The 15,003-nt window shown below is 49.6% G+C and carries 10 protein-coding genes and 1 riboswitch; of the genes, 3 read left to right on the forward strand and 7 right to left on the reverse strand.

Annotation, left to right across the window (positions count from 1 at the left end; genetic code table 11):
• Nucleotides 1-47: 47 nt before the first annotated feature.
• Nucleotides 48-2,321 carry an SF1B family DNA helicase RecD2 gene (gene recD2, locus BLP63_RS11465; protein WP_092591687.1) on the reverse strand — a complete coding sequence of 758 codons (2,274 nt, stop codon included), beginning with the start codon at nt 2,319-2,321 and terminating at the stop codon, nt 48-50.
• A 140-nt stretch (nt 2,322-2,461) separates the two neighbouring features.
• On the opposite strand from recD2, the gene atoD reads away from it, so the two are divergent.
• Nucleotides 2,462-3,118, forward strand: coding sequence for an acetate CoA-transferase subunit alpha (atoD, locus tag BLP63_RS11470; RefSeq protein WP_092591689.1), 657 nt, complete (start codon nt 2,462-2,464; stop codon nt 3,116-3,118).
• Nucleotides 3,115-3,768 carry a 3-oxoacid CoA-transferase subunit B gene (locus BLP63_RS11475; protein WP_330387145.1) on the forward strand — a complete coding sequence of 218 codons (654 nt, stop codon included), beginning with the start codon at nt 3,115-3,117 and terminating at the stop codon, nt 3,766-3,768. Before atoD ends, BLP63_RS11475 begins: the two co-directional genes overlap by 4 nt.
• An 88-nt stretch (nt 3,769-3,856) precedes the next feature.
• Here the strand turns inward: BLP63_RS11475 and BLP63_RS11480 are convergent, their stop codons facing one another.
• Both BLP63_RS11480 and metK read right to left on the reverse strand, forming a co-directional pair.
• On the reverse strand, nt 3,857-5,113 hold the full coding sequence (locus BLP63_RS11480; protein ID WP_456297595.1) for an HlyC/CorC family transporter: 1,257 nt from the start codon (nt 5,111-5,113) through the stop codon (nt 3,857-3,859).
• A gap of 106 nt (nt 5,114-5,219) precedes the next feature.
• Entirely contained in the window at nt 5,220-6,407 is a 1,188-nt protein-coding gene (gene metK / locus BLP63_RS11485) for a methionine adenosyltransferase (protein ID WP_242870892.1), read from the reverse strand.
• A gap of 158 nt (nt 6,408-6,565) precedes the next feature.
• Nucleotides 6,566-6,716, reverse strand: a riboswitch (SAM riboswitch).
• A gap of 201 nt (nt 6,717-6,917) precedes the next feature.
• Here metK and BLP63_RS11490 point away from each other — a divergent pair.
• Nucleotides 6,918-9,755 (forward strand): phosphodiester glycosidase family protein, encoded by a 2,838-nt coding sequence (locus BLP63_RS11490; RefSeq protein WP_092591693.1) that lies wholly within the window; start codon nt 6,918-6,920, stop codon nt 9,753-9,755.
• Nucleotides 9,756-9,863: 108 nt separating this feature from the next.
• Here BLP63_RS11490 and BLP63_RS11495 read toward each other — a convergent pair whose 3' ends face one another.
• The 4 genes from BLP63_RS11495 to BLP63_RS11510 form a co-directional block, all read right to left on the reverse strand.
• A complete protein-coding gene (locus BLP63_RS11495) occupies nt 9,864-10,778 on the reverse strand; it encodes an AEC family transporter (RefSeq protein WP_092591695.1) in 915 nt (304 codons plus the stop codon).
• A gap of 56 nt (nt 10,779-10,834) precedes the next feature.
• A complete protein-coding gene (locus tag BLP63_RS11500; protein ID WP_092591697.1) occupies nt 10,835-11,986 on the reverse strand; it encodes a hypothetical protein in 1,152 nt (383 codons plus the stop codon).
• A 19-nt stretch (nt 11,987-12,005) separates the two neighbouring features.
• Nucleotides 12,006-13,694, reverse strand: a complete 1,689-nt coding sequence (locus BLP63_RS11505) for a phospho-sugar mutase (protein ID WP_092591699.1) — start codon at nt 13,692-13,694, stop codon at nt 12,006-12,008.
• Nucleotides 13,695-13,764: 70 nt separating this feature from the next.
• Nucleotides 13,765-14,976, reverse strand: a complete 1,212-nt coding sequence (locus tag BLP63_RS11510) for a patatin-like phospholipase family protein (protein WP_092591701.1) — start codon at nt 14,974-14,976, stop codon at nt 13,765-13,767.
• Nucleotides 14,977-15,003 lie beyond the last annotated feature (27 nt).

Genomic DNA, 15,003 nt, shown 5'->3' on the forward strand with positions numbered 1-15,003 from the left:
AAGCCAGGCGGCCGATTGTCGTTTCACCTGCCAAATAACCCAACAATTCAGCGATTCTCTCCCATTTCCTCAATAAACGCGATCTGCTCCGCAATTTTCCTGCTGAGCGCCGTGTTGCGCTGATTCACGTCCGTCCGGTCCACCATCATTTTCATGTACTTTTCATCTCCAACGAGCACGACAATCTTTTTCGCCCTGGTCACCGCAGTGTATAGAATATTCCTGCTCATCAGCATGGGCGGAAACCAAGTGACCGGCATGATGACAATGGGATATTCACTGCCCTGGCTCTTGTGAACCGTCACCGCGTAGGCGTGAGTGACCTCTTCCAGCTGGTTGAATTCATAGTGCGCCAGCTTGTCGTCATCAAAGCGGATTGCCATTTTACGCTCAGCCTCCAGGATGGACTCAATATACCCCATGTCTCCGTTAAAAACACCGTCCCCTTCCATGGCGTCATCCGTCACCCATTTCATGCTGTAATTATTCTTGATCTGCATGACTTTGTCCCCTACTTTAAAGACACGGTCCCCAATTTTCTTATGGGGCTTTTCCACTTCTCCATTAAGCGCGTGCTGCAGGAGCTCATTGAGGGCCTTGGTCCCAACCTTTGAATTTTTGACAGGCGTCAAAATCTGAATGTCTTTGATGGCATCAACGCCATAGTATTCCGGCAGCCTGCGCTTAACCAAATCCACGATCAAAGCGGCTATGTCATCCTGCTGCCGCGCGGTTACAAGAAAAAAATCCTTGTCACGGTCATTGAGCACGGGATACTCCCCATGGTTAATTCTGTGCGCGTTTAAGGCAATCATGCTGCGTTCGCTTTGCCTGAAAATTTCTGTCAGCCGAATAACGGGCACACATTTTGAATCTATAATATCCCGGAGAACATTGCCGGGACCTACTGACGGCAGCTGATCCGCGTCACCCACCAAGATCAGCCTGGTCTCAGGCTTAATCGCTTTTGACAGATGCTGCATCAGGACAATATCAATCATAGACACTTCATCCAGAATTAGCACCTCCGCTTCCAAAGGTGCGTCTTCATTCTTCTGAAAACTCAAGAATTCCCTGTCCTCGCTGAAGGTGTACTCAAGGAGCCTGTGGATCGTCTTTGCTTCACGCCGCGTCGCTTCCGTCATGCGTTTTGCGGCGCGTCCTGTAGGTGCCGCTAATGCAATGCTGAGGCCCGCGCTTTCAAAGATTCTGATCAGGCCGTTGATAATAGTTGTTTTACCTGTCCCTGGCCCACCTGTAATGACAGCAATTTTTTCATTGACTCCCGCTTTGACCGCTTGCCTTTGCAGCTCAGAGAAGGCAATCCCAAGGCGTGCTTCAATTTTGTCGATCTCTTCATCAAGCTGGACTGTGACTTTGCCAACTGGCGTTCCTGCCATCTCCGCAAGAAAGCGTGCTACACGGGACTCCGCCAAGTATAGCGCCGGAAGATACACTGCGTTCTCACCGGCTTCTTCCGCCTCTGAAGGCACTTCCAGATAAATTTCGCCCCTCAGCACCATCTCACTCAAGACTTGTGACACGGTCTCCCCAGGAATGCCGAGCAGTTCTGCCACCTGAGCCCCAAGTCCAGCGCTGTGAACAAAAGTGTGCCCTTGAGAAGTGCTTTCCACAAGGACATAATGTAAGCCACCCCTGATCCGCTCTGGCGATCCTGGATCCAGTCCCATCCGTCTCGCCAAGGCATCCGCGTGCCTGAATCCAAAGCCGCTTACGAGCTCCGCCAATTGATAGGGGTTGTTATGGATGAGCCCCACCGCATCCGGTCCGAGGCGCTGATAGACTTTCAAGGACATCTGCGAAGACAGCCCCAGTTTCTGAAGCTGCATAATCACATCTCTGGATTCGAACTGCTCCCGGTATGAGGACACGATCTCCTCAAGCTTTTTTCTGCCTATGCCCGGTATGGCCAGTAAGCGGTCCGGGTTATAGGAAAGGACATCAAAGGTCTCTTCACCAAAGGCTTCAATCAGCTTCGCGGCCATTGCCGGACCCACGCCCCTGATCATACCAGACCCCAGATAACGCAGTAAGTCGCCTTCACTGGCTGGCAGCGAAGTCTCACACTGCTTGACCTCAAACTGCATGCCGTAAGTGGGATGTTCGACGAACCTGCCCGTTAGAAGGACTTGTTCGCCTTCTCTGACATAGGGCATAACACCCTTGGCATGCCAATAAACACCCTCACAGTCCACAACCATAACGGTAAAGCCATTTTCGTCGTTCCTGAACACGATCTCTTCTACAAAGCCGGTCAAGGTATTTTTTTGTAATTCGTGCGTCTCTTTTGCGCTTTCCATCTGGCCCTATCACCCTTTAACAAACAATAGATTTATTATATCATTATAACGCTTCGGATTTTGAATAAAATGAGGTGGCAATCGCCCGCTTTTCTGATAATATAACCTTGGGGGTCGTGGAATATAAGAGGAGGGTTTACATGAACAAAATCATCAGTTTAGATGAAGCCGCTTCGAAGATTCGCGACGGCATGACAATCATGATTGGCGGTTTCCTTGGGTGCGGAACACCAGAGCGCATGATTGACAAGCTGATCGAACTGGGTGTCAAGGATCTGACCATCATTGCCAACGACACATCCTTTCCGGACAAAGGCCTTGGAAAGCTGATTGTCTCAAAGCAGGTCAAAAAAGCTATTGTATCCCATATAGGCACCAATAAAGAGACCGGTCGTCAGATGACGGCAGGTGAAACAGAGGTCGTCCTTGTCCCTCAGGGAACCTTAATCGAGCAGATACGCGCGGGTGGCGTCGGGCTCGGAGGTGTTCTGACACCCACCGGATTGGGTACGGTGGTTGAAGAAGGAAAGCAAAAGCTGACGATCGAAGGCAAGGACTATCTTCTTGAGCTGCCGCTGAGGGCAGATGTTGCCCTGCTGTACGGATCAAAGGTAGACCGCAAAGGAAACATTTACTATAACGGCACAACGCGTAATTTCAATTCCATCATAGCTTTGGCGGCAGATTTGGTTTTGGTCGAAGCCATGGAACTCGTCGAAGTCGGTGACATCCATCCAAATGATGTCATGACGCCGGGCGTCCTCGTACACGGCATAGTTGGAGGTGATCAGGCATGATGGATCCTAAGGAATTTATAGCACGGAGAGTTGCGAAAGAACTCCATGATGGCGATCTGGTCAACCTCGGTATAGGGCTCCCAACCATGGTAGGAAACTTCATTCCACCTGACGTTGACATCAACTTTCAGTCTGAAAACGGCATGATTGGCCTTGGCCCATCACCAGAAGAAGCCTGCTATGACTGGGAGATCACAAATGCGGGCGGGCAGCCTGTCAGCGTTCTCACAGGCGGCTGTTTCTTTGACAGCGCTTTCTCCTTTGGCTTAATCCGCGGCGGCCATGTCAACGCCACTGTCCTGGGAGCGCTCGAAGTGGACCAGCACGGCAATTTGGCCAACTGGATGGTGCCAGGCAAAATGGTTCCGGGCATGGGCGGCGCAATGGACCTGGTCACTGGCGCCAAGCGCGTCATTGTAGCCATGCTCCACACCGCCAAAGGCGAGCCAAAAATCATGAAGCACTGCACGTTGCCTCTAACGGCAAAAGCTCAGGTCAACCTGATCGTCACGGAGCTCGCTGTCATGGAAGTCACGGCGGAGGGCCTCAAAGTCCTCGAGATCGCTCCAGACATTACGGTGGAAGCGCTCAGGGCAGCGACTGATGCTGATCTGATTATTCAGGAGCCGCTTAAACGTATTGAAGTATAGAAACGCCTACGCCGGCTGCATCCCGCAGCCGGCTTTTTTCTTGCGCAAAAAAGGATGCGACTCTAAAAAAGTCGCATCCCCCAAGGCATCAGGTCAAAATCCTGAGCTTCTCTATTCTGTTTTTCTCAATGCTTTCAACGACGAACTCAGCATTATCATGCTCTATCCGGTCACCAACTTCAGGAAGCCTGCCAAATTCCCCAATGATAAAGCCGCCTATGGAATCGAAGTCCTCCGTTTCAATGCGCAGTCCAATCATTTCGTTGACCACATCAATCTTTGTAGCGCCATCCACAATATATTCATCCTCGCGAATGACCTCTATTGAGACCTCGTGCTCATCATACTCGTCCTGAATGTCGCCCACAATCTCCTCGACGAGATCCTCCATAGTTACCATTCCAGCTGTACCGCCGTATTCGTCAAGCACAATGGCAATAGCGACATGCTTAGCCCGCATTTCAGCAAAGAGCTCGCTGGTCATTTTAAACTCATAAGTAAAATAGGGTTCACGGATAAAGTCTTCAATTTGGAATTCCGTTTGTGACATCTCGTAGAAGATCAAATCCTTAACATTTAAAAGCCCAATAATATTATCCGGTGTCTCATCATAGACAGGGATTCTCGAAAACCTCTCATTTTTAAAGATCTCTACAATTTCAGCGAATTCTGTACTCTTCTCAATCATGACCATGTCCGTTCTTGGTGTCATAACATCGCCTGCTTGGGAATCGCCGAACTCAAACACATTGTAGATCATTTTCTTTTCGTCACCCTCAAGAACGCCCTCTTCGTGACTGACCGTGACCATAGTCTTCAGCTCTTCTTCTGTTATGAACGGCTTATCTTTGTCCGGCGTGCCGCCCAGAATACGGATCAAGAATCCGGTAATAAACATGATGGCCGTCAGAACTGGCGTCAGAATGACGACCAGGAAGGAAATAGGGCCTGCCACTTTAAGGGAGATCTGTTCTGAGCGCTCAGCGGCTATGGACTTAGGGGTTATTTCTCCAAAGATCAAGACAAGCAGTGTCATGACCCCAGTCGAAATCCCAATCCCCCTGACAGGTCCAAAGACTTCAATGGCAATGGAAGTTGCCAGCGCAGAGGAAGCAATGTTGACAATGTTATTGCCGACCAATATGGCACCCAGCATATGGCTCGGAGATTTCAAGAGGTTTGATACGCGCCCCGCACCCTTGACGTTTTCCTCCACCATATGTCTGAGCCTGATTTTACTGAGAGACATCAGCGAGGTCTCTGAAGCAGAGAAAAATGCCGACATCATCAAAAGTACTACCAGTAATGATAACTGCCATAAGTCACCAGGTTCCAAATCAATCACACTCCAAAATGTTAGTAAGTTACTTAAATTGCATTATAGCATAATTCAGGCCTCAAATTCAAAAAAAGAGCCCCAAATCTTTCAAGATCCGGAGCTCTTTGCCTCACTATTTGAACGCTTCTTCTTTCAGGATCGCGGCTTTGTCCGTTCGTTCCCATGGCACATCGATATCCGTACGTCCAAAATGGCCGTAGGCTGCTACTTGACGGTAAAGCGGACGTCTGAGGTCGAGGTCGCGAATGATCGCCGCCGGGCGAAGGTCAAAGTGCTTGTTCACAAGCTCCATAATTTTCTCCTCGGAGATTTTGCCGGTGCCAAAAGTCTCCACCAATACGGAAACCGGTCTGGCGACACCAATGGCATAGGCGAGCTCAATTTCACACTTATCTGCCAGCCCTGCCGCCACAATATTTTTAGCGACATAACGCGCAGCGTAGGTCGCTGAACGGTCCACTTTCGTAGGATCTTTTCCGGAAAACGCGCCGCCGCCGTGGCGTGAATAACCGCCGTAAGTGTCCACTATGATTTTTCTGCCCGTCAGGCCGGAGTCCCCTTGAGGACCTCCAACGACAAACCGTCCCGTAGGATTGATGTAGTACTTCGTCTCGTCGTCCAACAGGTCTTCCGGAACAATATGCCCAATAACATATTGCTTCAGGTCTGCTTCAATCTGATCCCTTGTAACATCAGGGCTGTGCTGCGTCGAAATGACAATGGTGTCCACCCTGACCGGCGTGTCGCCATGATACTCAACGGTGACCTGAGTTTTACCATCCGGTCTGAGATAATCGAGAATGCCTTTTTTGCGGACCTCAGCCAAGCGGCGAGCCAGTTTGTGGGACAGGGAAATTGGGAGCGGCATCAGCTCAGGCGTCTCATTGCACGCGAAGCCAAACATGAGGCCTTGGTCTCCTGCGCCAATCGCTTCGATTTCGTCCATCATTTGACCGGTCTTATGCTCGAGGGCATCATCCACACCCATAGCGATGTCCGCGGACTGCTCATCAATTGAAGTAATTACGGCGCAAGTGTCAGCGTCAAAACCATACTTAGCGCGGGTATAGCCAATCTCTTTGATAATCTCGCGCACAGTCCTTGGAATGTCAACGTAGCAGCTGGTGGTGATTTCACCCATGACCAGGACAAGCCCTGTGGTCACAGAAGTCTCACACGCGACGCGCGCTTTAGGGTCGTTGGCGAGAATGGCGTCAAGAATGCCGTCAGAAATCTGGTCACAGATCTTGTCCGGATGTCCTTCTGTTACACTCTCAGAAGTAAAGAGTCTTTTTTTCACTTTTTCATGCCTCCTGAATTTCATTAATTGGTATTGTCGTCTTACCGGCACCAAATGATGTATGCCGATGGTCGCAAAATCTTCCCTTTGCCTTAGGCCGCTGCGCAAATAAAAAAGCCCCTTCTGAAAAGAAGAGGCATGTAAGATCACTTCAGCTCACCTCATCTCTCAGTCACTAAAGCCGCGACTGTAGGATTTAGCACCTTTTTACGCCACGAGTCATCACCCTGCGCACTGCGCAAGGCTAAACCGTCCGTACCGGTTGCCGGGTTTCATTGGGCCTATTCCCTCCACCACTCTCAATAAGGATTCAATTATTTGTTTTTGACCATTGCAATTATAGCATAGGCCACTTACATATAGCAACCTATTTTTTAATGCGTTTTAAAGGCGCAAAGACATCCTTAACGCCCGCTTTATCTTGCCTCAGAGCATTGTAACCATTTCGTAAGGACATTGTAATAGGCCCGCCTGATAATTAAAGTATAATTGAGACAGGAAGGTGATTCTATGCAAAACCAAACACTTCGCGCAGGGCGAAAAATTGCTTCAATCGCTCTGGCACTGTCACTCGTCACCTCGTCAGCCTTTGCTGACTATCAGCTGTATTACCAAAACAAAACCACGCAGTCCATCTCGAACGGCGTTCAGTACGAAACGCTGCTGCGCTTGACCGACGGCGGCTGGGTCAACGTCAACGTCTTAAGGGTCGATCTGAAAAATTCAACCCACAAGATCAAGCCCATCTATCCAGGTTCATTATCAGCAAAAGCCAGTTTGTCAGAAATCTCAAAATCCTATCAGAATTTGATAGGCTCCGTCAATGCAGACTTTTTTGATCCAGCGACCAGTTCAACCCTTGGCCCTATCATAGATGAAGGCGCACTGATCACTACTCCGAATGGCGACACGCGCTTCGCGGCGCTCAACATCACAGATTATGGTGTGCCTTTTATAGATTACTGGAACGGCTATGAAATATCGCTCTCAAATGGCACGAATTCTGTTTCACTGGATTACATCAATAAGCCTTATCTCAATTACGACAGAATCATACTTTTCGATTCGAAGTGGGCTGCCACTTCCTTCGGTAAAACGGCAAACGTCCCAATCCTCGAAATGTACGTTGAAAACGGCATTGTAAGAGGGTTCCAGGAAAATGGAAATCCGTACCCGCTTAACGGCAACGCCTTTGTGGTCGCAGCTGTGGGAAGTAAAATTGAAGAACTTCGCAAGAGCTTCCGCGTTGGGGATTCTGTAGAAGTTGATTACAGTGATGCCCTGAAAAGTGTTGATTTCACAATTGGCGGCGGCTCCGTCATGGTCAAGGACGGTAAGCCCGTCAGTACTTATACCCTTAACATTGCGGGCCAAAATCCAAGAACGGCTGCAGGCATCACCAAAGACAAGTCTCAGCTGATCCTATTGACCGTTGACGGCCGGACGAATAATTTAAGAGGTTTGAACCAGCCAGAGCTCTCTCAGCTTTTGATAGAGCTTGGCGCCTATGATGCCATCAATCTGGATGGCGGCGGCTCAACGACTATGGTCGTGCGACCTGTCGGTTCCACGGCGCTGGAAGTGGTCAATACCCCTTCTGATGGTTCACAGCGAAGAGTCCATAATGGTATTGGCATCATCAGCACAGCTCCCGGAGGCACTTTGGAAGACATTATTCTGGATGTCGATCAAAATGGTGTTTTCATCAACACACCGCTTGAGCTCTCCTTAAAAGGGATTGACGCCAATAGAAGTCCTGTCGAAATAGATCCTGCCCAAATCGTCTGGACGGTTTCAGGCGTCAACGGGAGCTTCACAGAAGCCGGCTTTATTCCGACCACTACAGGCAAGGCAACCCTCATGGCAAACTATAATGGCATGTCCGCAACGAAAGTCATTGAGGTCTATGGTGAGGCCGTCGACTTGATTGTCAAACCAGCCACATTGCAGCTAAAGATGGGAGAGTCCGGTGCCTTCAGGCTCTACGCTATTGACGCTTCAGGCCATCAAGCTGAGCTGCCCACGCAGTTCGCGACCTGGTCCATCCCGGATCAGCTGATCACCCTTAACACAGATGGCACCTTCACTGCGAACTCAAGCGCCGGCAAAGGCGTGCTCTCCGTTGAATACAACGGCCTCAAGAAGCATTTGCCTATTGCAGTGGGCGAGTTCCATAGAGTATTGTTTGATTTTGAGCAACCATCGGCAACTTTCCTTGGCTATCCGCAGGAAGTCAGCGGAAGCTTCGTACCACTCAAATTCAGCCTGAATGGTTCCATGGGTGGCCGCTTGATTTTCGACTTCACGAAAACAGAAGCAACCAGAGCCGCTTATGTCATGCTACCAGAGACAGGCGTCACCATACCTGAAACGCCGGACAAGCTGGGCTTATGGGTCTTTGGCAATTACGGCTATGAGCACATGCTCAAAGCGAAGCTGGTAGACGCAGATGGAAAAGCCATGAATATCCAGTTTGCGCCAAGCATCAACTGGGAGGGCTGGAAGTTCGTTGAAGCCGCCTATCCAACTGACTTGAAGCCGCCAGTCAAAGTAGAGCGCATTTATGTGGCAGAGGACAATCCCGCAAGGAAGGATCGCGGTGTCATTGTCATGGATCATTTGGTTGCAATCGAAAAGAATACTTTGGATATGGACTTGCCAAAGGATGTTGATAAGCTGCCAAAGCTGGAATCTCAAAAGATGAATACAGACGGCGGTACTACGCTGCTGGTTTACGGCGGTTTCCAGGCAGGATCGAAGCTGAACGGCACTGAAGGCTCGACAACGGACACGACTTATCTCAATTATGTCAATGCCGCGACGCAGCTTAACCGCTCTTCAAAGACCTACTTTGCCGGCCCGGTTGATACAATGCTGGCAAACCTCATGGGCACGGAGGTCATTGCCTCAGGGTACAGCGAATTTATTTCTGACCAGGTGGCTGTCGTGACCCTGAATTTTAAAAATAACGCCATCATCAAAGCGGACGCTTCTCAGTGGCAAGCTTTCCTGGCACGCACCAATGCCATGCTGGCAGGCAGCGGAGAGAAATCGCTCATGATTGTCACCAATTCGACGCTGAATTTCTCAGACAAGCTCGAAGAAGCGCTCTTTTATGAAAAGCTTGAGCAGCTCTACAACAAAGGGATCCGCACAACTATCTTCAGCGGCGGGGGTGCTGTCAAAGACCCGGACCTCAGGCTGACACGCTACGCCACTGTCGTCGACGTTCAGTCCCTGACGGCCTCAAGCACATTTGACCTCAAAACAGAGGGAAAAGCGATTGCTGTCAATTTAAAAGATGGCAACATCACTTATCAAATCAGACCCCTTCAGTTGAAAAAATAGCATCCTGAAAGTTCGTGAAATAAAATAAAGAACAAACAAAGAGGGCTGCTGCAAACTATAAATTTAGTTTTGCAGCAGCCCCTTTTTTTTGCTCTTTTTTGAAGTGTCCTACCCCGCGAGCAGCGCTACAAACAGGGGGATTGTGGCAATTGACAGCAGTGTTGAAATGAAGACCGCCCTGCTGGCCAGCTGAAAGTCGCTGCCATACTGGGCGGCAATGACGGCCGAGTTGGCTGCTGCCGGCATGGCGGAAATGACCACCGGCACCCCCAGCAAAAGGCCTTCAAAGCCCATCATCTTAAGCACGAGGTAAACGCATACCGGCATGACAAGGAGTCTGATCGCAGAGAAGGCATAGACCTTCCAGTCCATGGTCAGCTGCTTGAAGTCGCTCTCCGCTAAAATAAAGCCAATAAACATCATGGAGAGTGGCGTCGTCATTGAACCCACAAGTGACAGTGCATCATAAATTGGCGCTGGAAGCTTCACCGACAGCAAGAACAGGATAAAGCCTGCAACTACAGCGATCAAACTCGGGTTCGGACGAAAGCCCTTCCTATGGGTATGGGCTGCATCACCATGTCGTTTCAGGACGTGAACGCCATGGGTCCAAACGAGAAAGGAAAAAGGCAGATTATAAATTGCTGTATAAAAAACGCCTTGAGCACCAAAGATCAGGTTGATGACCGGATAGCCCATGTAGCCAAAGTTAGAAAATAAAATAATGTACTCATAGACATCCATGGCTTTTCCGTCGACTCTTAAAACCCAGGTCGCCGGTCTGACCATCAGGATGCCAAACACATAGACACAAAGGGAAATGATGAGAAAAACCGCGCTGCTCCTCAGTACGGAGGGTGAAAATTCCATGTTCATGGAAGTGATCAGGAAAGCTGGCAGCGTCACGTTGATGACCAGGCTTCCAACCTCGCGAATGATATCATCTGAAACGACCCTCAGCCGCTTGACGACAGCGCCAATCACTATGAGAAGGAATATGACAAAGATTTGCTGTAGGACCACTGGCAACACTCCTTGAAGAACAGCACTGAAGCTGGATGACGCATTTGTCAATCCGTCTATAGATATTCGAAAAAGTCGGCAATGCCGCTGTTGATGAAATCGTAAAGCAGAGGCTGATCTGCTGAGAAGTCGCCTATTTTGGACAGGGCGTGGCTCAAATGACCATCGGCAAAACGCTTTTCAATTATTTTCAGCGTTTCCTGATCAAATGCAGCAACGAGCAGCTGGTTTGCCTCTGTCACAAAATAATTCGCAAATACATCCCCATTCAAATAGTAGATCCACTCGGCCACGTGCGCATTATCGCGATTGAACTCCGTAAAGAGGTCGCCGGCCATATAGCTGTTTGGCATGAGCTCGGGCATGGCAGCCTCGAAATCCGCCAGAAAACCGGGGTCAAGGATGCTATAAAGCGACAGATACTCCGTTTTTCGAAGCATGAAAGACGCTTCCACCGGAGAAACGGCCAGCTGATGCTTCAGCTCACAGCTTTTTACCCAGCGCGGCGGATGTCCCGGCAGTTCCATCCCTATCAGAAGGTCGAAGATCCGGACAAAATAGCCGTTTTCATTCTCGATCAGCGCTTCACAGCGATAAAATCCCGGTTTGTCACCTTCCTTGACCACATTCTTAAGCAGCGTCGACTTTGGCCCATCCAGCTTTTCATCCAGAACGAGGTCACCAAGGTAGAGGATCCCTTCAGCATCCTGACCGTGAAGGCGCATGAGATAATAGTGAAGGTGCTCGCACGTCGTCTCTGGGCAAGGGCCAAGCCGGTCAAAGAGCGCGATTGCCGCCTCCGTGCCAAGGCCATTTTTTTCATAATCCTTGAGTACAAATTCAAATTTTGGCAAAAAGTCATAAATTGCATTTGGAGACTCCGGATCGACTGCATGAGAGGTGGCAATAAGATAGGCAAGTTCTTGATAGGTGATGGCCTCAAATCCGCCGCCAAGACCGCCTGTCATCTCCTGGATCCGCTGCTCTATGCGTTCTTTTTCAAGGGCATCAAATTCATCATAAGCATCAATGCCGTAATCCTCATAATCCAGATGCAGAAGTTGAAAAATTGTACTGGAGCCATCGATTCGCCATCTGGCGACGACGCCAACGACACCCATGAGTCTCGTCTTTGTCGCCTGGGCGTCAATCAGCTCTACACGCTCTGAAAAAGGGCGGGTAAACCGCCCTTCTATTACTTTTCCCATATAATTTCCTTTCCCGCGATTAAACGGCGGGTACTAACCGTTCCTGTACCTCTTTTGCTACCGCATCCGCTCTGGTTTGTGCTTCCTGGTTGGAAGCCGCGACTGAAGAAACATAAATCTTCAGCTTTGGTTCTGTGCCGGACGGTCTGATGGCAAACCAAGTGCCACCCTCCAGTTCGTATTTGACAACATCAGATTTTGGAAGGCCAGTATCATCATTTTCAAAATCTGTGATCTTGACGGCCTTGAGGCCCGCCACCGATTCCATGCGGTCATTTCTGGCGTTTGACATGATTTCCGCGATTTGCGCCATGCCATCCTTGCCCTCGCGCTTCAAATTTACCAGGGACTCATAGTGATAGCCGTACTCTCTGTATAGCGCATCAAGGCGATCCAGGAGGGATTGCTTGCGCGCATAGTAGTACATCAGCATTTCAATGATCCAGACCGTCGAAATGACAGCGTCCTTATCCCTGACGTCCGTGCCAATCAAGTAACCATAGCTCTCTTCATAACCGAAGAGAAAGCTCTTTGAACCGTCTTCATACTGGCGAATTTTTTCTCCAATAAATTTGAAGCCCGTCAGAGTGCTCACAACTTCAATGCCGTGCTTCTTCGCTATGGCCGCACCAAAATCAGAGGTGACTATGGTATCCAGAATGACTGGATTTTTAGGAAGCTCGCGCAGCTGTGAGATCATATAATCCAGGAGAAGACCACCCGTTTGATTCCCCGTCAGCTTAATATATTGGCCCATGTCGTCACGCACGACGACGCCAACCCGGTCGCAATCCGGATCTGTAGCGATTGCTGCCGTTGCGCCATATTGCTCTGCATAAGCGACCGCGCGCTCATAGGCAATCATTTCCTCAGGATTAGGCAGTTTAATGGTGGTAAATTCGCTGTCCTCAACCATTTGCTCCTGCACAGGGATCAGACCTTTAAAATCCAGCGCGTTTAGTGCGTTCACCACAGGACGTCCGCCTGTGCCGTGAAGCGGTGTGAACACGACTTTAAACCCTTCAGGTGCGTTGCTGAACAGGGACGGCGTACAGGTCTTGGCAATGACGCCTTTAATATAGGCCTCATCCACAGCTTCTGGCACAATCTGAAGCAAGCCCTTTGCCTCCGCTTCAGCCTGCTCCATATAGGAGACGTCTTCAAAGGATTTAACGGCCACTACAGCCTCTATAACTTTGTCAGCTTCTTCAGGCACCAGCTGACAGCCGTCTTCCCCATAAACTTTATACCCATTATACTCAGGCGGATTATGGCTGGCTGTGATGACAATGCCTGCGGATGCATTCAGATGGCGTACCGCAAAGGAAAGCTCCGGCGTTGTTCGAACACCTTCGTAAGTATAGGCTTTTATGCCATTCGCTGCCATAACCAAAGCAGCTTCGAGGGCAAACACCTTGGAAAATCTGCGCGTATCATAGGCAATGACTATGGCCGGTTCTGTCCGGGCATTCCGTTCAAGAATATACCTGGCGAAGCCCTGTGAGGCCTTGCGGATGACGTAGCGGTTCATTCGGTTGGTACCTGCGCCAATAATGCCGCGCATACCACCCGTCCCAAACTCGAGATCTTTATAAAAGCGTTCCTCAATTTCCTTTTTGTCATCCGCTATAGCCTGGAGCTCCTCACGCGTCTGGGCATCCACATAAGCGCTCTCAAGCCAGCTTTGATAATTTTTCTGAAAATCCATAAAAATCCCTCCTCAAGTGTCTGTTCCCGGACTGTTGACACTTTCAGCGCCACACCAGGTGTTTTTACGTCTATGCTTTCAGCAGTTCTTCCAGAACTGTCACAAGAAGCTGATCCTTAATGGTATTCAGATAGAGTCCGTTGCTTTTCAGAACATCCGGCAGCCAGCCTGGGATCTTTTTTCTGTCCTCCACTTGAATCAGCGGATCACTGGAAAGCACCTCCCGGGCAAGCATATCATCACTGGTAATTCTGAAGCGGTCTATGCCCACTTTTTCAGCACCATATTCAATGAGGGCCAGTGCGATCTCTGCGTAGGTTGCCGCAGCTGGAAGTTTTAGCAGCTCGCAGAGCTTAGGTATAACATCTTCAAAAAGCAGGCGCTGCGGGCTCTTATCCTTGATCCCAATCAGTGCCGCCAGCTTTGCCAATACCGCGTCATCCATCTGTGAGAACCGCTGGATATAATAACCGTTTTCCCTCAGGTGATCCACATAGAACAGTTTTCCATGATACCCCCGGTAATGCTTCAGGGTATCATAATACCCCATTTTCATGTTTCGATGCAGTGTCTCCGGCAAGACTTCCAAGGTTTTTCCCAAATCTCCGGATGGGTAGAGCCGCGTCAGGTTCAGGCCGGTTTCATCAAATTTCTGCTTGACACCGATTCCCTGAGACTCTACACAGATCAACTCTTTAAACCCCTTCTGTTTCAACAGTCTCACAGGGAGATTGTCGTAGAAACCACCGTCTATGTAGAGCTTGCCGTCAATACGTTCCAGCTGGAAAACCGGCAAATTTGCCGAGGCCATAAGATACTCAGCCAGCATCCCCTCCGGAATCTCGGAAAGATAAACATCCAGAGGCTTAAAGTCTGTCAGAGAGACTGTCACAAAGCCAAAAACCTTGTCTGTCCCTCTTATCACATCTTCTTTCAAGGTATCTTTCAACAATTTTCTCAGGGGTGTGATGTCCAGGCCACCCTCTGAAATGAAGCGTTTCAGCGAAGCGTGAATTTTATTGAAGTCTCCGGTTTCGAGGTCCATTCGAATGATCTTGTCCATGAGCTTTTCGTCGCCCTTGAAGACATGAGTGGGCTTCATATTGTACCAGATCTCCCACGCCAGATCGAAGTCATCCTGAATGATATAGGCCCCGTTGATCGCGCCAATCGACGTGCCGGCGACGCCTTCTATGTCGATCCCAAGCTCTCTGAGCGCTTTCCAGACACCGACATGATAAGAGCCTTTGGCGCCGCCGCCCTCAAGTACCAAACCCGCCATTACGAACCCTCCATTTGCTTTGAAACA

It is taken from the genome of Acidaminobacter hydrogenoformans DSM 2784, assembly GCF_900103005.1.
GTDB classification, from domain to species: Bacteria; Bacillota; Clostridia; order Peptostreptococcales; family Acidaminobacteraceae; genus Acidaminobacter; species Acidaminobacter hydrogenoformans.

Coding starts and splice junctions, on each gene's coding strand:
- recD2 (WP_092591687.1), bottom strand. CDS start 2,321: ATGGAAAGCGCAAAAGAGACGCACGAATTACAAAAAAATACCTTGACC.
- atoD (WP_092591689.1), top strand. CDS start 2,462: ATGAACAAAATCATCAGTTTAGATGAAGCCGCTTCGAAGATTCGCGAC.
- BLP63_RS11475 (WP_330387145.1), top strand. CDS start 3,115: ATGATGGATCCTAAGGAATTTATAGCACGGAGAGTTGCGAAAGAACTC.
- BLP63_RS11490 (WP_092591693.1), top strand. CDS start 6,918: ATGCAAAACCAAACACTTCGCGCAGGGCGAAAAATTGCTTCAATCGCT.
- BLP63_RS11500 (WP_092591697.1), bottom strand. CDS start 11,986: ATGGGAAAAGTAATAGAAGGGCGGTTTACCCGCCCTTTTTCAGAGCGT.
- BLP63_RS11505 (WP_092591699.1), bottom strand. CDS start 13,694: ATGGATTTTCAGAAAAATTATCAAAGCTGGCTTGAGAGCGCTTATGTG.
- BLP63_RS11510 (WP_092591701.1), bottom strand. CDS start 14,976: ATGGCGGGTTTGGTACTTGAGGGCGGCGGCGCCAAAGGCTCTTATCAT.